The sequence below is a fragment of the Nocardia terpenica genome (assembly GCF_013186535.1).
Classification (GTDB): domain Bacteria; phylum Actinomycetota; class Actinomycetes; order Mycobacteriales; family Mycobacteriaceae; genus Nocardia; species Nocardia terpenica.
The window spans coordinates 630804-653134 of sequence record NZ_JABMCZ010000002.1 but is presented as its reverse complement, the minus strand read 5'-3'; the positions used below and the strand labels follow the sequence as shown (position 1 = coordinate 653134).

Genomic DNA, 22331 nt, shown 5'->3' with positions numbered 1-22331 from the left:
GTCGGAGGGCTGTGCCACAGTGTGAGACATGAGCAAGACGGCCGGTTCCGCGGGCAGTGTCGACGAGGCGCTGCACCAGTTCGAGGCGCATCGGCGCGAGCTGTGCGCGTACGCCTACCGGATGCTGGGCTCCTCGTTCGAGGCCGAGGACGCCGTGCAGGAGACGTTCACCCGCGCGTGGAAGGCGTTCGACTCGTTCGAGGGCCGGTCCAGCGTGCGCTCCTGGCTGTACAAGATCACCACCAATGTGTGCCTGGACATGCTGGACGGCCCGCAGCGCCGGGCCCGCCCGATGGACCTGTCGGGCCCGTCCACCCCCGACGGCCCCATGCCCCCGCCGCAGCCCGACTACGTGTGGATCGAGCCGATCCCCAACAGCCTGGCCTTCGGCGCCGACCCGGCCGAGCACGCCTCGGCGAAGGATTCGCTGCGGCTGGCGTTCGTGGCGGCCGTGCAACATCTTCCGGCCACCCAGCGGGCCATCCTCATCATGCGCGAGGTGCTGCGCTTCTCCGCCAACGAGACCGCCGACATGCTCATGATGTCGCCCGCCTCGGTCAACAGCGCCCTGCAGCGCGCCCGCGCCACCATGTCCAAGGTGCAATCGGCCGCATCGTCGGTCTACGACGAGTCCGACGCCGAGCAGCGCCGACTCGTCGACGGCTTCGTCCGGGCCTTCGAGTCCTACGACATGGACGCGCTCACCACCCTGCTGAAACAGGATGTGGCGCTGTCCATGCCGCCGTTCGACCTGTGGGTCTGCGGCCCGGACAATGTCGCCCGGTTCATGCTGACCACCGGCGAGGGCTGCCGTGGTTCGCGGATGGTCCCGCTCGAGGGCGCCAACGGCCTGCCCGCCTTCGGCCACTACAAGCCCAGCGAGACCGACCCCGCCGTCCTGGTCCCGTGGTCGGTCACGGTCCTGGAGCTCGACGGCGACCGCATCGGCGGCCTGAACTTCTTCCTCGACACCGCCCGCCTGTTCCCCCTCTTCGGCCTGCCGCCGGAATTGCGGGTGTAGTCACCGCACCATCCAAAACGGTTCCCAGTGATGCCCGTCCGGGTCGGTGAAGGCGCGGCCGTGCATGCCGACCGCCGCCTCCTGGGCGCGCTTGACCTCGTCCACCAGCTCGGTCGCACCGGCGCGCACGGCCGAGGCGGTGAGGTCGTCGACCTCCTGGGCGCTGCCCAGCGCCAGCGCGTAGATGGAGCCGGTGGTGGCGGCGGTGTCGGCGATGGGCCGTGCGGTGAACGTGCCGAAGAACGGCTTCACCAGCAGCATCAGGCAGATGTTGTCGTCGACGACGACGCAGGCCGCGTTCTCGTCGGTGAAGTCCTGGTTCACCTTCCAGCCCAGCGCCTCGTAGAAGTTCTTGGACCGTTCCAGATCGGCGACGGGAAGATTGACGAAGATCATCTTGCTGGCCATGCTCGGTCCTCTCGACTGCGCGGTCGATTCACGTACGTACGTCAGTACCGACGAGCCGGGCCGGGCAATCTCATCGGACGGCCGTCACCGCGGGCGTAGCCCGTCCACCAGCAGGCACATCAGCCGATCCGCCTGCGCGCGTTGGTCGGGACCGCAGGCCAGGAAGACCCCGACCAGCGCGGCGACCACATCCTGGGCCCGGGCGTCCGGGCGCAGCGTGCCGTCCGCGGCCCCGGCGTCCAGCAGATCCTGTGCGGCCGTGGACAACTCGGCGCGGACGCCCTCGCGGGTGATCGCCCCGGAGGCGACGGCGACGCGCAGCGCATCCGCCATTTCGCGTTTGGCGGCAATGTAATCCGCGAATCGGTCCATCCAGGCGCGCAGGGCGGCGTCGGCCGGGCGGGTGGTCCGCGCCAGCTCGGTGGCGCTGTCGCACAGCCTGCGGATCTCCGCCCGGTACACCGCCTCGATCAGGGCCTCGCGGGTGGGGAAGTGGCGGTAGAGGGTGCCGATGCCCACCCCCGCCTCGCGGGCGATCGAGTCCAGCGTGACCTTGCCGTCGGTGGCGAAGACGCGCCGGGCGACCTCCAGCAGCCGTTCGCGATTGCGGTGCGCGTCGGCGCGCACCGGCTTGGCCGTCTTCGGTGCGCCGGTGTTCTTCCTGCTCGTTACCAAGCGGAGTGTCCTCCGTTTCTGCTACGCTCGATCCTTAAGCGGAGACTCCTCCGCATATCCCTCGCTTCCGACTATTCCACGGGGAACAGGACGATGCACATGACAAACCCGCCACCCCTGCGCGCCCCCGGCGGAATCGCGGCCCTCGGCGGGCGACCGGTGGCCCGGATCGGCTTCGGCGCCATGCAACTCGCCGAACGGCCGGGCCGAGCGGCCACCGACCGCGCCGCGGCCGTCGCCCTGCTGCGCCGGGCCGTGGACCTCGGCGTGAACCACATCGATACCGCGCAGTTCTACGGCCCGGGCACCTGCAACGAGCTCATCCGCGCGGCGCTGGCGCCCTATCCGGAGGAGCTGACGCTGGTCACCAAGGTCGGTGCGACGCTTCGGGATTCGGCGATCGTCGCGGCGCAGCGGCCCGGGGAGCTGCGCGCGCAGGTCGAGGCGAACCTGGCCACCCTGGGGGTGGAGCAGGTGGCGGTGGTGAACCTGCGCCGCCTCGACGCCTCGCCGGGCCTGCGCGCCGAGGGCGACCAGCTCGTCGACCTGGACAGCCAACTGGCCGAACTGATCTCGCTGCGCGACGCGGGCAAGATCGGCGCGATCGGCCTCAGTCAGGTCGACGCCGACCGGCTCCGCCGCGCCCTGCCCGCGGGCATCGTCTGCGTCCAGAACGCCTACAGCCTGCTCGACCGCGCCGCCGCCCCGGTGCTGGAGGTCTGCCGCGCGCACGATATCGCGTGGGTTCCCTACTTCCCCTTGGGTTCCGCCTTCCCCGGCTACCCCAAGGTCACCGACCATCCCGTGGTCCGCGAGATCGCCGCGCGGCTGGATGCGGCCCCCGTCGCGGTCGGCCTGGCCTGGCTGCTGGCCGACTACCCGCACACGCTGCTGATCCCCGGCACCTCCGATCCGGATCATCTGGCGGAGAACATGGGTGCGGGCGCGGTCCGGCTCGCCGCCGACGACCTGGCCGTGCTGACCGGCATCGGCGCGTGACACGGTCGCTCAGCAGCGAAAGTGGGGTGCGCACAGGCCGTGACGACCGATAGCGTGCGATGGTGAGCGAGACCCGATCCGAACCCGATCGCGGCGGGCGCTTCGGCGCGGTGTACGTGATCACCGGCGTCCAGGCCGCCGGGAAATCCACCGTGGCGCAGGCGCTGGCCGAGCGGCTACCGCGCTCCGCCCACATCAGCGGCGACACCTTCCGGCGGTTCATGGTCGGCGGGCGCGTGGAGATGTCTCCCGACCCGAGCCCGGAGGCACTGCGGCAGTTGCGGCTTCGATACCGCCTCGCCGCCCGATCCGCCGACGAGTACGCCGGGGCCGGTTTCACCGCGATAGTCCAGGACGTGATCCTCGGCCCCGAACTGTCCTACCTGATCGACCGCATCCACACCCGCCCCCTCTACGTCGTGGTACTCGCTCCCCGCCCCGAAGTCGTCGCGCAACGAGAGTCCGCCCGCGCCAAAACCGCCTACGGCTCCTACACCATCGCCGACCTGGACGCGATCCTCCGCGAGGACACCCCACACCTCGGCCTATGGCTGGACTCTTCGGATCTCACCGTCGAGGAGACGGTGGACCGCATCCTCGCCGCCCGCCCCCTACACCGCTGAGGCGTCCTCGGCCAATAGCTCGCCTATGGCGCGGAGGTGGTCCGTTGCTCCGCCCAGGGCGAATTCGTTGTGTTTGGCGGCGGTGAAGTAGGCGTGGACTATGTGGTCGCGGTCGATGCCCACGCCGCCGTGGATGTGGACGACGGTGTGGGACAGGCGGTGGCCCGCGTCGGCGGCCCAGAACTTGGCGGTGTGGATCTCGGCGGCGGCGGGGAGGCCCTCGGACAGGCGCCAGGCGGCCTGGGTAACGGTGAGGCGCAGGCCCTGCAGGTCGATGTAGCCGTCGGCGAGGCGCTGGGCGACGGCCTGGAAGCCGCCGATCTTGCGGCCGAACTGCTCACGCTCGCGGGCGTATTCGGCCACCAGGTCCAGGGCGCGCTCCAGGGTGCCCAGCTGCTGGGCGGCCAGGCCGAGCCAGGCGGTGGACAGCAGCGAGTCCAGCAGCCGCGCACCGGATTCGACGGTGCCCACCAATTCGGCCGGGGCACGGTCGAATTCGAGCTCGGCCTCCGGGCCGCGATCGACCACCTGCTGCGGGCGCACCCGCACGCCCGGCCGCGCCGGATCGACCAGGAACACCGCCGCCGCGCCGGATACCGTGGCGGGCACCAGGATTCGCGACGCCTGCGCGGCGAACGGGACCGCGGTCTTGGTGCCGGTCAGCGTCCAGCCGTCGCCGTCCGCGGTCGCCGTGGTGGTCGGCCGGGCCGGTTCCCAGTTGCGCTCCTCGGACAGCGCCACGGTCAGGATCGTCTCGCCCGCAGCGGCTTTCGTGGCCAGTCCGCGCTGCTCGGGCGACCCGACGCGGGCCAGCGTGCCCGCGCCCAGCGCGATCGACCACAGGTACGGCACCGCGGCCACGTACTTGCCCAGCTCGCGCAGCACCCAGGTCTGCTCCAGCGGCCCGAGATCGCTGCCGCCCACCGCTTCCGGCAGCGCGGCGGCGAGCACGCCGGTCTCGGCCAGCGAGCGCCACAGCTGCTCGTCGAATCGCACCGCCGCGCGGTCGAGTTCGCGCAGCCGATCCGCGGTGACCAGCTTCGCGCACACCTCGCCGGTCAGGCGGGCCAGATCCCGCTGCCCCTCGGTCAGAGTGAAATCCATGATGAATACCCAGCTTTCGAGTCCGTGTCAGCGCGCGGCGGCGGGCTGCTTCAGGGCGGTCATGGCGATGATGTCGCGCTGCACCTCGTTGGTGCCGCCGCCGAAGGTGAGGATCAGGCAGGCGCGGTGCATGCGCTCGAGCCGCCCGCGCAGCGCCGCGCCCGGCGAGTCCTGGCGCAGATACGCCTGCGGCCCCAGCACTTCCATCAGCAGCCGGTACGCCTCGGTGGCCAGCTCCGTGCCGAGCACCTTGCAGGTGGAGGCGTCCCAGGGCCGAGGGGTGGCGTCGCCGCCCGCGTCGGCCCTCGTCGCGATCTCCCAGTTGAGCAGCTTCAGATACTCCACCTTGGCATGCACCCGGGCCAGGTTCAGCCGCACCCACTCGGCGTCGATCACGCGGGCGCCGGTGGAGTCCTTGTTGTCGCGGGCCCAGTCCACCGTCTGGCTCAGCGCCAGCGCCAGGGGAGCGGCCGAGGTCAGCGCCACCCGTTCGTGATTGAGCTGATTGGTGACCAGCGGCCAGCCGCCGTTCTCCGGTCCGACCAGCGCCGTGCCCGGCACCCGCACGTCCTGGTAGTAGGTGGCGCTGGTGTCCGGCCCGGCCATGGTGTGCACCGGCGTCCAGGAGAAGCCCGTGGCCGTGGTCGGCACGGTGAACATGCTGATGCCCTTGTGCTTCTTGGCATTCGGATCGGTGCGCGCGGCCAGCCAGATGTAGTCGGCGTACTGGATCAGGCTGGTCCACATCTTCTGGCCGTTGATGATCCAGTCGTCCCCGTCGCGCACCGCGGTGGTGCGCAGCGACGCCAGATCGGTGCCCGCGCCCGGTTCGGAGTAGCCGATGGAGAAGTGCAGCTCGCCCGCCGCGATCTTCGGCAGGAAGTGCGCCTTCTGCTCGGGGCTGCCGTAGTGCATGATCGTCGGCGCCACCGAGTTGATCGTCAGGAACGGCACCGGCGCACCGGCGATCGCGGCCTCGTCGGTGAAGATCAGCTGATCCAGCATCGGCCGGTCCTGGCCGCCGAACTCCTTCGGCCAGCCCAGCGCCAGCCACCCGTCGCGGCCCATGTCCCGCACGACCTCGCGGTAGACGTCGCCGTGGCCGTAGTCGCCCGTCGGGGCGGACAGCGCCGCCCGCCGCTCCGGCGTGATCAGTCCGGCGAAATACTCCCGCAGCTCGGCACGCAGCCGCTCCTGCTCGGGGCTGTACGCAATCCGCATGGCGCTTTACCTCATCAGTTGTCGATAGCCGACCGGTATGGGGTCAAGGGGTTGTCCCGATCATCGCACACCTACTGGAACATGTTCCAGTATGGCCGCAATCCCGGCTTATTTCGGCGGCGGCGTCCGGGGCGGGCTTGTAGGCTCGGCGCTAACTGCGGTAAAGGAGTCAGCCATGAGGATCGTTGTCGATCACGACCAGTGCGAGGCCAACGGAATCTGCGTCGGAATCGCCCCCGACGTCTTCGAACTCGACGACGAGGACGTCCTGCACCTCACCGTCGCGCAGGTGCCCGCCGACCGGCTCGCCGATGTCGAGACCGCCGTCGCGCAGTGCCCCAAGGCGGCGCTGCGGCTGGAGTGAATCGGTGCTTGCCCTGGACTGAAACGCGTTCTAAAGTCGCGGCGTGGGTGAATTCGAACCGAACCTGTCCGGGCGAGTGGCGATTGTGACCGGCGCCGGTGCCGGGCTGGGGCGGGCCGAGGCGCTCGCGCTGGCCCGCGCCGGGGCCGCGGTGGTGGTCAACGATCTGGTCGACAGCGAGGTCGCCGCGGCGACGCTCGCCGAAATCCGGGCATTGGGCGCGAAGGCCGAATTCGTTCCCGGCAGCGTGGCCGAACGCGCCACCGCCGACCGCCTGATCGCGGTTGCCGACGAGGCGTTCGGCGGCGTCGACATCGTGGTGAACAACGCCGGAATTGTCCGGGACCGGATGCTTTTCAATCTCTCCGACGACGACTGGGACGCGGTGATCGCGGTTCATCTGCGCGGTCATTTCCTGTTGTCCCGCAATGCCGCCGCGTACTGGCGCGGCAAATCGAAACAATCGGGCGAACCGGTATACGGCCGATTGATCAATACCTCCTCGGAGGCGGGTCTGCTCGGTCCCGAGGGGCAGCCGAACTATGCGGCGGCCAAGGCCGGTATCACCGCGCTGACGCTGTCGGCGGCGCGCGGACTGGCCCGCTACGGCGTGCGGGCGAACGCGATCTGCCCGCGCGCCCGCACCGCCATGACCGAGCGGGTGTTCGCCGCGGCGCCCGGCGACGGCGTGGACCCGCTGTCGCCCGACCATGTCGCGCGCCTGGTCGCCTACCTGGCGAGCCCGGCCGCCGAGGCGATCTCCGGCCAGGTCTTCGTGGTCTACGGGCCGATGGTGGCGCTGATGGCCGCGCCGGAGGTGGAGCGGCGCTTCGACGCCGCCGGTGCGGAATGGTCGAATGCCGAACTGGCCGACGCGCTCGGAAATTACTTCGCCGAACGTCCTTCGGGTCGTACGTTTTCCGCGGCGTCGTTGCACAACCTCGGCTGAGCCGACCGGCGGCGTCGACTACCGTCGATCTGTTGATCGGCAGTCGGCGAGTTGGTAGACATGGGTTCGATGGTGTGCGGTGCTCGGCGAATGCCCACCGCACATCTGGTGAACGTGTTCCAGCTTCAGGTCGCTGCTCGAATAAAAAGGGCAGTTGAAAAGTGACAAATCATGTACTTGAAAGCAGTGAACGTGTTCTAATCTTCGGGACGGTTGCGATTCGGTTCGACACCCGTCGCGGCGGTACACGCGAGGTGCAAGGAGGCGCGCGATGAACGAGGTCGTTGCCGTGCCGCTGCGGGCCGTCGGTGGCTTCTTCGACCTCGCCGCCGCGGTGGCGCGGGAGTTGGTCCGGCCGCCGTTCCAGCGCCGCGAATTCATCGACCAGTCCTGGTTCGTGGCGCGGGTTTCCATCGTGCCGACGCTGCTGGTCGCCATTCCGTTCACCGTGCTGGTCAGCTTCACGCTCAATATCCTGCTGCGCGAGATCGGCGCCGCCGACCTGTCCGGCGCGGGAGCGGCATTCGGCGCGGTGACCCAGGTCGGCCCGATCGTGACCGTGCTCATCGTGGCGGGCGCGGGCGCCACGGCGGTGTGTGCGGACCTGGGCGCCCGCACCATTCGCGAGGAGATCGACGCCATGCGGGTGCTCGGCATCGATCCCGTGCATCGGCTGGTGGTGCCGCGGGTGCTGGCGTCGACGTTCGTCGCGGCGATGCTCAACGGTCTGGTGTGCACGATCGGCATCGTCGGCGGCTTCCTGTTCTCGGTCTTCCTGCAGGGGGTGAATCCGGGGGCCTTCGTGAACGGGATCACGCTGCTGACCCATCTGCCGGAGCTGGTGATCTCCGAAGTAAAGGCCGCGCTGTTCGGTCTGGTCGCCGGTCTGGTGGCCTGCTACCTGGGCCTGAACGTGCGCGGCGGCCCGAAGAGCGTCGGCGACGCGGTCAATCAGACGGTGGTGTTCTCCTTCATGGCTTTGTTCGTGGTCAATGTTGTGGTCACCGCCGTTGGGATCAAGTTCACGGCTCGGTGACGGTATGGCTTTCGTGATCGAATCCCGGTTCCCGCGTACTGTTCGACGCGTGCGCCGGATGTCCGACTCGCTCGACAATGTCGGAAGACATGCCCTTTTCTATGCGCAGACGCTGGCCGCGGTGCCGCGGGCGCTGGTGCACTATCGCACCGAGACCATCCGGCTGATCGCCGAAATCAGCATGGGGACCGGCGCTTTGGCGGTCATCGGCGGCACCGTCGTGATCGTGGGCTTTCTGACGCTGTTCGCGGGCGGCACCATTGCCGTGCAGGGCTACAGCTCGCTGGGCAATATCGGCGTCGAGGCGCTCACCGGATTCTTCGCGGCCTTCATCAATGTGCGCATCGCCGCGCCCGTCATCTCCGGTATCGGCCTGGCCGCCACCATCGGCGCGGGTTCGACCGCGCAGCTGGGCGCGATGCGGGTGGCGGAGGAGATCGATGCGCTGGAGTCCATGGCGATTCGGCCGGTGCCGTTCCTGGTCGGGACGCGGGTGCTGGCGGGCATGATCGCGATCGTGCCGCTGTACGCGCTCGCGGTGATCGCGTCGTTCGTGGCCAGCCGGTTCGCGACCGTGGTGATCTACGGGCAGTCGGCGGGCGTGTACGACCACTATTTCAATACGTTCCTGATTCCCAGCGACATTCTGTGGTCGTTCGCGCAGGCACTGTTCATGGCCCTGGCGGTCATGATGATCCACACCTACTACGGCTATCACGCCGCGGGCGGACCGGTGGGTGTCGGCGTCGCGGTCGGTAATGCGGTGCGCGCGTCGCTGGTCGCGGTGGTGAGCGTGACGCTGCTGATCTCGCTGGCCATCTACGGCACCTCCGGCAACTTCCATCTCTCCGGGTAGGCGGTATGGCGGCAAACAAACTCGTCGAGAAGGACGGCGCGGGACGGATCTTCGGCGCGGGCGCGAAGGTGAAGCTGGCCGGGCTGGCGCTGGTGCTGAGCCTGGCGGCGATCGTCGCGGTGGCGCTGACCATGTTCGCCGGCGGCTTCACCACGACCGAGGCCGTGTACATCGACGCGCCGCGCGCGGGGCTGGTGCTCGATCGCGACGCCAAGGTGAAGATGCGCGGGGTGGAGATCGGCAAGGTCACCTCCATCTCCTACACCGGTTCCGGGGCGCGGCTGGCGCTGGCGATCAAACCCGAACAGCTGCGGCTGGTTCCGGCCAATGCGGGCGTGGACATCGGCTCCACCACCGTCTTCGGCGCCAAGTACGTCAATTTCACGGTGCCGCAGCGGCCTTCGGCCCAGGCGCTGCGGCCGGGCGCGATGCTGCGCGCCCAGCAGGTGACCGTCGAGTTCAACACGCTGTTCCAGCACCTGTCCGACGTGCTGGGCAAGATCGCGCCGGAGAAGCTGAACGCCACGCTGACCGCCCTCGGCGGCGCGCTGCAGGGCCGCGGCGACGAGCTCGGAAAGCTGTTGTCCGACAGCGACACCTACCTGCGCGACCTCAACCCGAGCCTGCCCGACCTGCAACGCGACCTGCGGTCCGCCACCGGCGTCACCAACCTCTACGCCGACGCCACCCCGGATCTGTTGCGCACCACCGGCAATGCGGCGGTCACCAGCGACACCCTGGTCGCGCGGCAGGGCAACCTGGACGGGGTGCTGGCGAACCTGATCGGGCTGGCCGACACCTCCGGGGCGGTGCTGCGCGACAACCAGCAGCAGCTGGTGACGGCGCTGGATCTGCTGCGGCCCACCGCGACCCTGCTCAACGAGTACAGCCCGGCGCTGTTCTGCCTCGTCAGCGGTGCGGCCAATGCGCTGCCGCGCGGTAACGAGATCTTCGGCGGCAAGGGGCCGTACGTGACGCTGAACGCCAGCTTCATGCCGGGCGGCACCCCGTACCAGTACCCGCAGGACCTGCCCAAGGTGAACGCCACCGGCGGCCCGCACTGCGAGGGCGTTCTCGACCGGGTGCCGAACAGCCACTCCAACTACCTGGTCACCGACACCTCCCAGGGCGAGGTGTGGACGCCGCCGCTGACCACACACCTCAACGGCCCCAGGGTGTTCCAGCTGCTGTTCGCCGGACTGCCGGGGGTGCCCGCGCCATGAGACTGAAACCGCACGCGAGCACGGTCAAGCTGCTGATCTTCACCCTGGTGATGGTGCTGGTCCTGGCCGGGCTGGGAATCGTGTTCAGCCAGATGCGTTTCGCCCGCGAGTCCGGGTACCACGCCGTCTTCACCAACTCCTCCGGCATGCTGCCCGGCTCCAAAGTGCGCATCGCCGGGGTGCCGGTGGGCTCGGTGCGGCGGGTGTCGGTGGGCCGCGACCATCTGGCGCACGTCGACTTCGACGTGGACCGTAAATACCGGATCCTGGTCAGCACCCGGGCCACCATCCGCTACGAGAACCTGGTCGGCGACCGGTATCTGGAGCTGCTGGAGGGGCCCGGCAGCGCGCAGGCGCTGCCCGCGGGCGGCACCATCGGCGTCGACCGGACCAAGCCCGCGCTCGATCTGGACCTGCTGCTGGGCGGCTTCAAACCGCTGCTGCGGGGCCTGGATCCGACGCAGGTCAACAGCCTGACCAATGCGCTGCTGCAGGTGTTCCAGGGCCAGGGCGGCGCGCTGGTGGCGCTGCTGAACAGCTCCGGGTCGTTCACCAAGACCCTCGCCGACCGGGATGCGTTGATCGGCAGCGTGATCGAGAACCTGAAGACCGTGCTGGGCACCATCGACGACCGCAACAGGGAGTTCGCGACCACGCTGGACGAATTGCAGCGGCTGGTGAGCGGCCTGGCGGCGGACAAGGATCCGATCGGCGCGGCGCTGCCCCGATTGGCGGGCGCGACGGGCGATCTCACCGATCTGCTGCAGCAGGCGCGGCCGGATCTGAAGCAGACCTTCGCCCAGCTGGGCCGCCTGTCGCAGAACCTCGACGACCGGTCCGCCGATGTGCAGTGGGTGCTGGAGCGGCTGCCCGACACCTACCGGAAGCTGGTCCGGGTCGGCTCCTACGGCTCGTTCCTGAACATGTACATCTGCGGAACCAACTTCCTGGTCCAGGGCCCGAACGGGGAGCCGATGCACGTGAACATGCCCGGTATGCAGACCACCGGAAGGTGCGCCCCCTGATGAACGGATCGCGCCTGCTTCATATCGGCATCATCGGAGTCGTTCTGGCGGTGACGATCTCGCTGTCGGCCCTGCAGTTCGGGCGGCTGCCGTTCGTGCGCTCCGGGGCCGAGTTCACCGCCTACTTCGCCGATGCCGGCGGCCTGGTCCCGGGCGATCCGGTGCAGGTGGCGGGGGTGCGCAGCGGCCGGGTGGAGCAGGTGCGGCTGGCCGGGGCGAAGGTGCGGGTGCGGTTCAGCCTGGACGAGTCGATCGTGCTGGGGCGCAAGACCTCCGCCGCCATCAAGACCAATACCGTGCTGGGCCGCAAGTCGCTCGAGGTGACCCCGGCCGGGGACGGCGTCATCCGCCGCGACGATCCGATTCCGCTGGAGCGCACCACCTCTCCGTACTCGCTCAACGAGGTGCTCGGCGATCTGGCCACCACCGTGCACGGCCTGGACACCGATCAGGTCGACAAGACTCTCGACGCGCTGTCGCAGGCGTTCGCCGACACCCCGGGCCCGCTGCGGCAGGCCCTCGACGGCGTCACCGCGCTCTCGCGCAGCCTGAACGCGCGCGACAAGGCGCTCATCGACCTGCTCTCGCACGCCCAGAACGTCACCAAGGTGCTGTCGGACCGGGCCAACCAGATCGACGCGCTGCTGGTCGACGGCAACAACCTGCTCGGCGAACTGGACGCCCGCCGCGCCGCGCTGAGCCAGCTGATCGTCTACGTCAACGGCCTGGCCCAGCAGCTCACCGGGTTCGTCAACGACAACGAGGCACAGCTGAAACCCACGCTGGAGAAGCTGAATTCGGTGCTGGCGCTGCTGCAGAAGAACAAGGACAATATCGGCCGCGCCCTGCAGGCCCTCGGACCCTTCGAGGCCGCGCTCGGTGAGCAGGTCGGCAGCGGCCCGTACTTCCAGGCGTACGTGTCGAACGCCACCAGCAAGGGGTTGCAGATCCTGGTCGACGCCATGGTGTGGCCGGAGCACGTGCCCGACTCGCTGCGCAATTTCTTCCTCGAACCGGCGCCGCCGTCGATCGGCCCCGCCACCCAGGAGCCGCCGCGATGAACGCATTCCGCAAGGTGCCGCGCTGGACCCGGATCGTGGTCGGCGTGCTCGCCGTCGCGCTGGCCGGGTGGGTGGTCTACGGCGCGGTGACCAGTATCGGAAAGACCCACATCACAGCGTATTTCCCGTCGACCACCGGCCTGTACGCGGGCGACGACGTGCGAGTGCTGGGGGTGAAGGTCGGCAAGATCAATTCCATCGAGCCGGGCAAGGACCGGGTCAAGGTGACCATGACCGTGGACCGCGGCGTGGACATCCCCGCCGACGCGCGCGCGGTGACGATCTCGCCGAATCTGGTGTCGGCGCGGTTCGTTCAGCTCGCCCCCGCCTACACCGGCGGCCCCAGGATGCGCGACCGGGCCGAGATTCCGATCGAGCGCACCGCGGTGCCGGTGGAGTGGGACGACATCAAGGCCGAGCTGACCAAGCTGTCGGCGGCGCTGGGCCCGGTCGGCGACGACAAGCAGGGCTCGCTCGGGCGGTTCGTCGACACCGCCTCGGCCAACCTCGGCGACGGCAACGCCCAGGCGCTGCGCGACACCCTGAAGGAGCTGTCCGGCACGCTGAACACGCTGTCCGACGGCCGCACCGACCTGTTCGGCACGGTGCGCAATCTGCAGCAGTTCGTCGACGTGCTGTCCAAGAGCAACGATCAGATCGTGCAGTTCGGCGGGCGGCTGGCGTCGGTGTCGTCGGTGCTGGCGGGGGTGTCCGGCGATCTGGGCGCGGGCCTGGACAATCTGGACTCCGCGGTGGCCGACGTGCACCGGTTCCTGGACGAGCGCGGCGGCGCGCTGACCGAGGGCGTGCAGCGGCTCGCCGACGCCACCCAGGTGCTGGCCGACAAGCGGCCGGAGCTGGAACGCATCCTGCACTCGGGCCCGACGGCGCTGGTGAACTTCTATCAGATCTACAAGCCCGCGCAGGGCTCGCTGACGGGTTCGGTGGTGCTGCCGAACTTCTCCAACCCGTTCGCGTTCCTGTGCGGCGCGGTGGAGGCCGAGGTGGACAACCAGGCCCAGCGCAGCGCCGACCTGTGCCGCCAGTACCTGGCCCCGGTGATCCAGTCGCTGATGATGAACTACCCACCGCTGCTGGCGAATCCGGCCTCCGGCCAGGGCGCGTTCCCGAACCAGCTCACCTACAGCACGCCGGACCTGGCCGACCGCGTGCAGGCCCAGCAGGGTCCGCCGCCGGTCAGCGTGCCCGATGGCATTCTGGGACTGGCCATTCCGGGAGGGGCGAGATGACGGCCCGGCTGCGTACCCGCCTCGCGGGCGTCGCGCTGGGGCTGGCCGTATTGCTCGGCGTCACCGGCTGCCAGTGGGACGGGCTGAACACGCTGCCCATGCCCGGCGCCGCCGGGACCGGGTCGGGGTCGTGGCAGGTGCGCATCCAGATGCCGAATGTGACCACGCTGACCCGTAATTCGCCGGTGAAGGTGGACGACGTCACCGTGGGCACGGTCACCGGCATCGACGTCGAGAACTGGCACGCGCTGGTCACCGTCAGCCTGGATCGAGACGTGCGGCTGCCCGCCAACGCCGTCGCGCGGATCGGGCAGACCAGCCTGCTGGGCAGCAACCACGTGGAGCTGTCGGCCCCGAAAGACGCGCCGCCGCAGGGGCAGCTGCGCAACGGCGACGTGATCCCGCTGGATCGCGCCGGGGACTACCCGACCACCGAGCAGACGCTGTCGTCGCTGTCGGTGGTGCTCAACGGCGGCGGCATCTCCCAGCTGGAGACCATCACCCACGAACTGAACGCCACCTTCGCGGGCCGCACCGACGCCATTCGCGACCTGCTGCCCCAATTGACCCGACTGACCAGCACTCTCGACCAGCAGACCGCCGACATCATCGCGGCGATGAACGGGCTGGACCGGCTCTCCGGTCAGCTGGCGCAGCAGAAGGACCAGGTGACCGCGGCCATCACCAAGATCCACCCGGGTCTCACGGTGCTCGCCGACCGGCGCGAGAACATCACCAGAACCATTACCGCCCTGGGTGATCTGAGCGATGTGGTGCAGAAGATCATCGCGCAGGGCGGCGACAACCTGAAGGCCGACCTGGCCAACCTGCATCCGGTGCTGACGTCGCTGGCCGACACCGGCGGCAAGCTCGCCGACTCGCTGCAGTGGCTGTTGACCTTCCCGTTCCCGATGAAGAATCTCGACCGCGCGCTGCAGGGCGACTACCTGAATCTGCTGATGACGGTGGACATCACGCCCGCCCGCATCGATTCGAACTTCCTGACCGGCACCCCGCTGGGCGGGCGCTTCGGCGGGGTCGAGGGCATGCTCGGCTCGTTCGCCGGAACCGCGGAGGGCAAGGGCGATCCGGTCACCGGGCCGCTGCAGGCGTCGCCCCCCGCCCCCCCGCCCCCGGCCACCCCGCCGCCGGCGCCGAGTATTCCCGGCCTGCCGCCGATTCCGGGCCTGCCCGCCATTCCCGGACTCACCGTGCCGAATCCGCAGCAGGGAGGGCCGGGCCGATGAAACTCACCCGATTCGTCCGGATCCAGCTCACCATCTTCGCGGTGCTGACCGTGATCGGCTTGGTCGTGATGGCGGGCAGCTATGTGCACCTGCCCGCCATGGTCGGCATCGGGCGCTATCGCGTCACCGTGCAGCTGGCCGCGACCGGCGGGCTGTATCCGACCGCCAACGTGGCCTACCGCGGCACCAATGTGGGGAAGGTGGACGAGGTCCGGCTCACCCCCGACGGGGTCGACGCACGGCTGTCGATCAACAGCGACTACAAGATTCCCAGCGATGTGGACGCCTACGTCAAGAGCGTGTCCGCGGTGGGGGAGCAGTACGTGGACCTGGTCCCGGTCGACCATCCCCGGGGCGGAAACCTGCGTAACGGGTCGGTGATCGCGGTGCAGCGCACCCGATTGCCGCAGGACGTCGGGGCCATGCTCGACCAGGCCGACCGGCTGCTGGCCAGCGTGCAGAACACCAAGCTGCGGCAGCTCATCGACGACGCGTTCGTCGCGTTCAACGGCGCCGGACCGGATCTGCAGAAGTTCATCGACTCGGCGTCGCTGCTGGTGCAGGAGGCGCAGGCCAATACCCAGCAGACCAAGGATCTGCTGAACAAGATCGGCCCGCTGCTGGACACCCAGAACCGGTCCGCCGCCGCCGTGCGCGCCTGGACCCACGATCTGGCCACCGTCACCGATCAACTGCGCCAGCACGATCCGTCGCTGAGCCAACTGCTCGAGCGCACACCGTCGGCGGCGGCGAAGGTGAGCAAGACCTTCCAGGACATGAAGCCGACGCTGCCGCTGCTGCTGTCGAATCTGGTGAGCGTCGGACAGGTCGGCGTCACGTATCACGCGGGGCTGGAACAGATCCTGGTGGTGTACCCGCCGCTGCTGGCCTCGCTGCTCACGGTGATCCGCGGGCCCACCGAATACGGCGCCATGGTCGACTTCATGCTCGGGCTCAACGATCCGCCGGGCTGCACCACCGGCTTCCTGCCGCCGGATCAGCGGCGCTCCCCGGCCGACACCAGCGAAACCGACTCGCCCAGCGGCATGTACTGCAAGGTGCCGCAGAACGCGAAGGAGGCGGTCCGCGGTATCCGAAACACCCCGTGCCAGGATGTACCCGGTAAACGGGCGCCGACACCCGAGCTGTGCCGCGATCCGAACGGCTATGTCCCCGAGGGCGACAACCCGCCGTTCGGCCCGCCGCGGCCGGTCGACAATTCCGGCGCCCCCACCGGAGCCGACCCGGCGCAGACCCACCCGGCCGCCATGTCCGGCCGCCTCGACCCGAGCAGCGGAACCTTCCTCGGGCCCGACGGCCGCACCTACCGCCAGGGCGACGTCTCGACGAACGGCTCCGGCAAGGTCCCGACCAGTTGGCAGGCGATGCTCGAGGAGCAACAGCGATGACCGAAACCCCCACACCCCCCGGCCGCCCCCGCCGCCGCGCCAGCCGCCGAGCGGGCCCACCCGTCGACGACCAACGCACCACCCCGGCAACGGCGGCCACCACCGTCGTCATCGGGAAGACCCCCGCGGCGAAAACCCTTGCGCCGACCGATGCGAAGCCGATCGACGCCGAGGCGTCGTTGTGGTCGCCGGATCGGGTACCGGAGGTGACCGGGGAATCCGACGCGGGCGCAGCGGAATCCGAGGGTACGGCCGAGGCCGGGAAGCGGGGACTGGGACCGCTGGGGTGGGCCGCGGCGGCGGTCGTGGTGCTGTCGATCATGGGCCTGATCGGGTCCGGTGGGTTCGCGTTCTATCACCATCGGCAGGTGGAGCAGGTCCAGGCGCGGCGGGCGGAGTATGTGCAGACCGCTCGGCAGGCGGTGCTGGATCTGACGACGATCAACGACAATACGGCCGGCCAGGACATCGACCGGGTGCTGTCGGTGCTGTCCGGTGACCTGAAGAAGGACCTGACGCAGAACCGGGACGCGTATCAGAAGGTGGTGCAGCAGATAAAGATCAAGGCCACCGGTCAGGTCACCGAGGCCGCGATCGAGAGCGACGACGCCAACTCGGCCCGCGTGCTGGTGGTGGCCAAGCAGACGCTCACCAATGCCGGTACCAACGACGGGCCGCAGGAGCGCAACTACCGCTTCCGGGTCACCCTGACCCGCGGCGACAAGGGCGTGACCGCGTCGGATGTGGAGTTCGTGGCATGAGCAGAAATTTGCGCCGAATCCTGTTCGCCTGCGCCGCCGCGCTTTTCCTGGCGGCCGCGGTGGCGGGCACCCTGACCTGGTACGACTACCGCTCCGACCGGCAGGCCGAACAGGCCCGCGCCGACGCCACGGCCGCGGCCCGTCGCACGCTGGAGGCGATGTTCTCCTACGACTACAAGAGCATCGACACCGAACTGCCCAAGGTCGTGGACAACCTGGAAGGCTCGTTCCGGGACGACTATTCGAAGATCATCACCGGTTCCATCATCCCCGGGGCCAAGCAGAAGGAACTGACCGTCCAGGCCACCGCCGAGGCCGCGGGCGTCGTCTCCGCCGCCGCCGATCACGCGGTCGTGCTGGTCTACCTGAACCAGGTCACCACCGGCAAGGACATCCCGAAGGGCACCATCACCGCCAGCCGGGTGCGGGTGGTCCTCGACAAGAACAACGGCCGCTGGCTCGCCGCCCAGGTCACACCGATCTGACCGCTCAGCGGTCGTGGTCCATGTCGTCGACGCCGCTGAGCAGCGCGCCGCCCCCGACCCGGTCCTGAGCCAGCGCGTCCAGGAACGCCCGCGCCCACCGGTCCACATCGTGGGTGAGCACCTGGCGGCGCAGCGCCCGCATCCGCCGGCGCCGGGTGTCCGGATCGTCGTTGATCGCGTGCACGATCGAATCCTTGACGCTGTCCAGGTCGTGCGGGTTGCACAGATACGACTGCCGCAATTCCGCCGCGGCGCCGGTGAATTCGCTGAGCACCAGCGCGCCGTTGAGCCCGCTGTGGCAGGCCACGTACTCCTTGGCGACCAGATTCATGCCGTCGCGCAGCGGCGTCACCAGCATGACGTCGGCGGCGATGAAGAAGGCGACCAGTTCCTCGCGCGGAATCGGCCGGTGCAGATAGTGCACGAACGGGTAACCGACGCGGGCGTATTCACCGTTGATGCGGCCCACCTGGCGCTCGATGTCGCTGCGCATCTGGATGTAGCTCTCCACCCGCTCCCGGCTCGGGGTGGCCAGCTGCACCATCACCGTCTCCGACGGATCGATGCGGCCGTCCTGCAGCAGCTCCTCCAGCGCCGCCAGCCGGATATCGATGCCCTTGGTGTAGTCCAGGCGGTCCACACCCAGCAGGATGTGCTTGGGGTTGCCCAGCTCCGCGCGGATCCGGGCGGCGCGCTCGCGCACCGACCGCCGCCGCGAATACTCGTCCAGCTCGGCCGAATTGATCGAGATGGGGAACGCGCCCACCCGCACGGTGCGGAAGCCCACCTGCACCACACCGAGTTTCGAGCGCACGCCCACGGTCCCGCGCGAGGTCGGCTGCCCGGCCAGCCGCCGGGCCAGGTAGAGGAAGTTCTGCGCGCCGCCGGGCAGGTGGAAGCCGATGAGGTCCGCGCCCAGCAGACCCTCGACGATCTCGGTCCGCCACGGCAGCTGCATGAACAGCTCCACCGGCGGGAACGGGATGTGCAGGAAGAAGCCGATGGTCAGGTCCGGCCGCAGCATCCGCAGCATCTTCGGCACCAGCTGTAACTGGTAGTCCTGCACCCAGACGGTGGCGCCCTCGGCGGCCACCTTCGCGGTGTGCTCGGCGAAGCGGCGGTTGACGTTGACGTAGGCCGACCACCACGAGCGGTGGTACTCCGGCCGCACGATCACGTCGTGGTAGAGCGGCCACAGCGTGCCGTTGGAGAAGCCCTCGTAGTACTCCTCGACCTCTTCGGCGGCCAGCGGCACCGGATGCAGCTCCAGGCCGTCCTCGATGATCGGGTCGACGTCGACGTCGGGCACCCCCGCCCAGCCGACCCACGCGCCACTGTTGGTGCGCAGCACCGGTTCCAGCGCGGTCACCAATCCGCCGGGGCTGCGCTTCCAGCGAGTGGTGCCGTCCGGCAATCGCTCCAGATCGACCGGCAGTCGATTCGCGACCACGACGAAACCGGATCCGGCTCCGTCGCGGTCCTGGCTCGATCGGTCGGTGTGGGTGTCACTGATCTGGTCCACGGCGGGATCCTCCGGTCGCTCGAGCCCGTTGTAGTTGTCGCGGGGGTGGGTTCGACGCCCCTAGTCGGTGCGGACGCTGGGCCCGATGCCGAGCATGGACAGCAGCATCCGGCACTCGTCGGCGTCGGTGGCGTAGGCGGCTACCACGCGCTGGGCCTGCCGAGCGGTTTCGTCGGCGAGCGGCTCCAGATCGTCGTCCGCGATGTCGTTGGCGCCCTTCGCGGCCATCGGTGTGTCCTCTCGGCTGGTGTGTCACGTTTACGGTTTGTCACGGTTTCGAGAAGTCAATGGTATCGGTCCCGGAACCCGGGACCACCCGCCTCGGTCGCACCGCGTCCTGACCGCAATAACCCACATCGGACCGGAGAAACGCCGACGGTCGCTGTGCCTATACCGTGGAAGGAAGTCTAATGTCCGCAGAAAGGGTCCAGCATTATGCCGTTGGCCACGGTAAACGGAATCGCGCTGAACTATCAGCTGAAGGGAGACCGGGCCAAGGGCTCCGACGCCAAGGGCGCTGCACCCCTGGTCGTCCTGATCATGGGCACCGGCAGCCCGGGCCGGGTGTGGGAGCTGCACCAGGTGCCCGCGCTGGTCGCCGCCGGATATCGGGTGTGCACCTTCGACAATCGCGGCATCGCCCCGTCGTTCGAGTCCGCCGACGGGATCACCATCGATGACCTGGTCGCCGACACCGCCGCGCTGATCGAGTTCCTCGACGAGGGCCCGGCGCTGGTCGCGGGCACCTCGATGGGCGCGCGGGTGGCGCAGGAGCTGGCGCTGACCCGGCCCGACCTGGTGCGCAAGGCCGTGTTCATGGCCGGGCACGGCCGCATGGACCAGCTGCAGAAGACGCTGTCCGCGGGCGAGCACGACCTGGACGCCAGCGGTATCACGCTGCCGCCGAAGTACGAGGCCGCGGTGACCGCGGTGCTGAACCTGTCCCCGGCGACACTGGCCGACACCCACGCCGCCCGCGACTGGCTGGACCTGTTCGAGTTCACCGGCGGGCCCGTCCCGCCCGGTATCCGCGCCCAGCGCCGGATGGACCACGAGTTCGACCGCCTGCACGCCTATCGCGGCATCAAGGTCCCTTGCCTGGCGGTCGGTTTCGCCGACGACCGGATGCTCCCGCCCTACCTCGCGCGCGAACTGGCCGAGGTGATCCCGGGCGCGCGCTATCAGGAGATCCCCGACGCCGGGCACTACGGGTACCTGGAGCGTCCGGAAGCGGTCAACAAGGTCCTGCTCGACTTCTTCGCGGGCTGAGGGTCGGGGCTCGCGGTAATCCGGCGGGCCCCGAGGTAACCGCCCTCCCGTAACGCCGACCTTGCTAGGGTCGACACAACGCTCGGACGCCGATCCCTGTCGGACCGCGCACCGGCGTTCCCGTACACAGCGCCAGTATCCAGTGAGGTGAAATGAGCACCAACCCCTTCGACGACGAGGACGGCCGCTTCTTCGTCCTGGTCAACGACGAGGAACAGCATTCGCTGTGGCCCGCCTTCGCCGAGGTTCCGGCCGGATGGCGAGTCGTCTTCGGCGAGGACAGCCGCGCCGCCTGCGTCGAATACGTCGAGAAGAACTGGACCGACATGCGGCCCAAGAGCCTGCGCGACGCGATGGCCGCCGACGACGCGGCCCGGCAGGCCGCCCAGTCCTGACCCGCGGTTCGACGATACGGCGCGGGCAGTAGACCGGCGGCCGGGCAACGCCCGGCCGCCATCTCGCCCATTTTTACCCCCAAGGTGCCCCCGGTTATGATGGGCACCGCTTTTCCGCCTCCTTAGCTCAGTGGTAGAGCACTCGCCTTGTAAGCGAAAGGTCGTCAGTTCAATCCTGACAGGGGGCTCGAAAGGGCTCCGACCTGCGGAATCTGGTCGGAGCCTTCTTTTGGATTGCGTTCGTTATGCGCCGTTGACCTGACACGCTGAGGCGTGTAGGTCTCTGGCTCCGTGTTGCTATGACGGAGGGCGGCGGTGCGATGTGTCTGGGCGCTGGGTCGCGGTCCAGTCGCGGATCGCGGTGACGAACTCGTCGGGTGCGTCGGACTCCACGTAGGTTCCGGCGCCCGCGACGATCACGGTCTTGTGGTTGGGGAAGGTCGCTTCCAGGCGCTCGCGCTCCTGGGGGCGGAAGGCGATATCGGCGTCACCCCACACGATCAGCGTCGGCAGGTGGGCGATGTCGGCGAGGCCGGCCTCCACCTCGGCGAAGAAGGCGCGGCTGGCGAGGACCCGGCGGGGGAATACCGCGGAGGCCATGCGTCGCTCGGGGGTGTCCATAGCCCGGCGGTAGTGGGTCATCTCGGCTGCGGTGGGCTTGCGCCGCCGGTGGCCCAGGGGGATGAACACGTTGACGAGGAAATTCAGGTGCCGGGCCAGGAAGCGGCCGGGGGGTCCGCCGAAGATGCGTGAGAAGTACTCGAAGTGGAGAACACCATTGGTCGGCCAGGCCCAGGTGTCGGCGAGTACCAGCCGATCGAAGACGCCCGGCCGACGCTGCACGGCGGCCAGGCCGATCAGGCCGCCCCAGTCCTGCCCGACCAGGGTGACCCCCTCCAGGCCGAGGGAGTCGACGAACCCGGTGACGACGTCCGCGTGCTCCTCGGGCAGATAGCGGTAGCCGGGCATCGGCGTCGACAACCCGAAGCCCGGGTAATCCAGGGCGACGCACCGGAAGTCGTCGCGCAGCGCGCGGATCACGTCGCGCCAGAGGAACGACCAGGTCGGATTGCCATGCAGAAAAAGCAGAGTGGGACCCGACCCCTCGTCGACGTAATGCACGGTGTGCCCGTCGATATCGACGAAGCGACTCTCGAACGGGAACAGGTCGTCGTCGACCCAGGCGGGCCGCACGCTCTCGGTGACCCCGCCTACATCCTCGGCCTCGCCGCCGGCGCCCTCACCCTCAGCGGCGCCCGCGCCCTCGGACTGGTAGAGATCGACGGCGACGAATCCGTCGTCCGCACCGTCTTCGCCGCCTGACGGAGCCGCCCCGATCGGCGACGGTTCGTCCGGATGCGGATGCTCGTCCTTACCGGATGTATCCATCTTGATGTTGCTGTGGTCGGCGTGATCGACGGTCGCGGT

At 69.1% G+C, this 22331-nt stretch carries 24 protein-coding genes and 1 tRNA gene; 18 read left to right on the top strand and 7 right to left on the bottom strand.

Annotated elements, in window-relative coordinates; all coding sequences use genetic code 11:
• Window positions 1–28 precede the first annotated feature (28 nt).
• Complete coding sequence (locus HPY32_RS14400; RefSeq protein ID WP_067580706.1) at window positions 29–1021, top strand: sigma-70 family RNA polymerase sigma factor; 993 nt, start codon at window positions 29–31, stop codon at window positions 1019–1021.
• Here the strand turns inward: HPY32_RS14400 and HPY32_RS14395 are convergent, their stop codons facing one another.
• Together HPY32_RS14395 and HPY32_RS14390 are read right to left on the bottom strand one after the other, a co-directional pair.
• A complete protein-coding gene (locus HPY32_RS14395; protein ID WP_067580708.1) occupies window positions 1022–1429 on the bottom strand; it encodes a VOC family protein in 408 nt (135 codons plus the stop codon).
• An 84-nt stretch (window positions 1430–1513) separates the two neighbouring features.
• Window positions 1514–2104 (bottom strand): TetR/AcrR family transcriptional regulator, encoded by a 591-nt coding sequence (locus tag HPY32_RS14390; protein WP_067580710.1) that lies wholly within the window; start codon window positions 2102–2104, stop codon window positions 1514–1516.
• Between the two features lie 99 nt (window positions 2105–2203).
• On the opposite strand from HPY32_RS14390, the gene HPY32_RS14385 reads away from it, so the two are divergent.
• Together HPY32_RS14385 and HPY32_RS14380 are read left to right on the top strand one after the other, a co-directional pair.
• Window positions 2204–3103, top strand: a complete 900-nt coding sequence (locus tag HPY32_RS14385; protein WP_067580712.1) for an aldo/keto reductase — start codon at window positions 2204–2206, stop codon at window positions 3101–3103.
• A gap of 62 nt (window positions 3104–3165) precedes the next feature.
• The gene (locus HPY32_RS14380; protein ID WP_231951403.1) at window positions 3166–3726 is read left to right on the top strand and encodes an AAA family ATPase; all 561 of its coding nucleotides are present in this window, start codon (window positions 3166–3168) and stop codon (window positions 3724–3726) included.
• Here HPY32_RS14380 and HPY32_RS14375 read toward each other — a convergent pair.
• Window positions 3715–4830, bottom strand: a complete 1116-nt coding sequence (locus tag HPY32_RS14375; protein WP_067580716.1) for an acyl-CoA dehydrogenase family protein — start codon at window positions 4828–4830, stop codon at window positions 3715–3717. The two genes, HPY32_RS14380 and HPY32_RS14375, sit on opposite strands and share 12 nt — an antisense overlap.
• Before the next feature lie 27 nt (window positions 4831–4857).
• Window positions 4858–6051 (bottom strand): acyl-CoA dehydrogenase family protein, encoded by a 1194-nt coding sequence (locus HPY32_RS14370; protein ID WP_067580718.1) that lies wholly within the window; start codon window positions 6049–6051, stop codon window positions 4858–4860.
• 175 nt (window positions 6052–6226) lie between these two features.
• On the opposite strand from HPY32_RS14370, the gene HPY32_RS14365 reads away from it, so the two are divergent.
• From HPY32_RS14365 to HPY32_RS14310, 12 genes are all read left to right on the top strand, one after another.
• On the top strand, window positions 6227–6415 hold the full coding sequence (locus HPY32_RS14365; protein WP_067580720.1) for a ferredoxin: 189 nt from the start codon (window positions 6227–6229) through the stop codon (window positions 6413–6415).
• Window positions 6416–6458: 43 nt separating this feature from the next.
• Window positions 6459–7364 (top strand): 3-oxoacyl-ACP reductase, encoded by a 906-nt coding sequence (locus HPY32_RS14360; protein WP_067580722.1) that lies wholly within the window; start codon window positions 6459–6461, stop codon window positions 7362–7364.
• A gap of 271 nt (window positions 7365–7635) precedes the next feature.
• Window positions 7636–8400 carry an MlaE family ABC transporter permease gene (locus HPY32_RS14355; protein WP_067580723.1) on the top strand — a complete coding sequence of 255 codons (765 nt, stop codon included), beginning with the start codon at window positions 7636–7638 and terminating at the stop codon, window positions 8398–8400.
• A 4-nt stretch (window positions 8401–8404) separates the two neighbouring features.
• On the top strand, window positions 8405–9256 hold the full coding sequence (locus tag HPY32_RS14350) for an MlaE family ABC transporter permease (RefSeq protein WP_067580725.1): 852 nt from the start codon (window positions 8405–8407) through the stop codon (window positions 9254–9256).
• A 5-nt stretch (window positions 9257–9261) separates the two neighbouring features.
• Window positions 9262–10479 carry an MCE family protein gene (locus HPY32_RS14345; protein WP_067580727.1) on the top strand — a complete coding sequence of 406 codons (1218 nt, stop codon included), beginning with the start codon at window positions 9262–9264 and terminating at the stop codon, window positions 10477–10479.
• Window positions 10476–11504: an MCE family protein gene (locus tag HPY32_RS14340; protein WP_067580729.1), complete on the top strand. Its 1029-nt coding sequence runs from the start codon at window positions 10476–10478 to the stop codon at window positions 11502–11504. The genes HPY32_RS14345 and HPY32_RS14340 overlap by 4 nt, the downstream gene beginning before the upstream one ends.
• Window positions 11504–12565, top strand: coding sequence for an MCE family protein (locus HPY32_RS14335; RefSeq protein ID WP_067585133.1), 1062 nt, complete (start codon window positions 11504–11506; stop codon window positions 12563–12565). The genes HPY32_RS14340 and HPY32_RS14335 overlap by 1 nt, the downstream gene beginning before the upstream one ends.
• Entirely contained in the window at window positions 12562–13815 is a 1254-nt protein-coding gene (locus tag HPY32_RS14330) for an MCE family protein (protein WP_067580730.1), read from the top strand. Before HPY32_RS14335 ends, HPY32_RS14330 begins: the two co-directional genes overlap by 4 nt.
• A complete protein-coding gene (locus tag HPY32_RS14325) occupies window positions 13812–15062 on the top strand; it encodes an MCE family protein (protein ID WP_171982862.1) in 1251 nt (416 codons plus the stop codon). Before HPY32_RS14330 ends, HPY32_RS14325 begins: the two co-directional genes overlap by 4 nt.
• Entirely contained in the window at window positions 15059–16471 is a 1413-nt protein-coding gene (locus HPY32_RS14320) for an MCE family protein (RefSeq protein WP_067580732.1), read from the top strand. Before HPY32_RS14325 ends, HPY32_RS14320 begins: the two co-directional genes overlap by 4 nt.
• Entirely contained in the window at window positions 16468–17232 is a 765-nt protein-coding gene (locus HPY32_RS14315) for an Rv1363c family protein (RefSeq protein ID WP_067580734.1), read from the top strand. The genes HPY32_RS14320 and HPY32_RS14315 overlap by 4 nt, the downstream gene beginning before the upstream one ends.
• Window positions 17229–17717, top strand: coding sequence for an Rv1363c family protein (locus HPY32_RS14310; RefSeq protein WP_067580736.1), 489 nt, complete (start codon window positions 17229–17231; stop codon window positions 17715–17717). The genes HPY32_RS14315 and HPY32_RS14310 overlap by 4 nt, the downstream gene beginning before the upstream one ends.
• Window positions 17718–17721: 4 nt before the next feature.
• Here HPY32_RS14310 and HPY32_RS14305 read toward each other — a convergent pair whose 3' ends face one another.
• Window positions 17722–19230 carry an alpha,alpha-trehalose-phosphate synthase (UDP-forming) gene (locus tag HPY32_RS14305; RefSeq protein ID WP_156674315.1) on the bottom strand — a complete coding sequence of 503 codons (1509 nt, stop codon included), beginning with the start codon at window positions 19228–19230 and terminating at the stop codon, window positions 17722–17724.
• Window positions 19231–19299: 69 nt separating this feature from the next.
• Window positions 19300–19467 carry a hypothetical protein gene (locus HPY32_RS14300; RefSeq protein WP_167484840.1) on the bottom strand — a complete coding sequence of 56 codons (168 nt, stop codon included), beginning with the start codon at window positions 19465–19467 and terminating at the stop codon, window positions 19300–19302.
• Between the two features lie 207 nt (window positions 19468–19674).
• On the opposite strand from HPY32_RS14300, the gene HPY32_RS14295 reads away from it, so the two are divergent.
• The 3 genes from HPY32_RS14295 (at window position 19675) to HPY32_RS14285 (ending at window position 21091) form a co-directional block, all read left to right on the top strand.
• A complete protein-coding gene (locus HPY32_RS14295; protein WP_067580739.1) occupies window positions 19675–20508 on the top strand; it encodes an alpha/beta fold hydrolase in 834 nt (277 codons plus the stop codon).
• Window positions 20509–20660: 152 nt separating this feature from the next.
• Entirely contained in the window at window positions 20661–20903 is a 243-nt protein-coding gene (locus tag HPY32_RS14290) for an MbtH family protein (protein WP_019931522.1), read from the top strand.
• 116 nt (window positions 20904–21019) lie between these two features.
• A tRNA-Thr gene (locus tag HPY32_RS14285) sits at window positions 21020–21091 on the top strand.
• A 109-nt stretch (window positions 21092–21200) separates the two neighbouring features.
• Here HPY32_RS14285 and HPY32_RS14280 read toward each other — a convergent pair.
• Window positions 21201–22292 (bottom strand): alpha/beta fold hydrolase, encoded by a 1092-nt coding sequence (locus tag HPY32_RS14280; protein ID WP_231951404.1) that lies wholly within the window; start codon window positions 22290–22292, stop codon window positions 21201–21203.
• Between the last annotated feature and the right edge of the window lie 39 nt (window positions 22293–22331).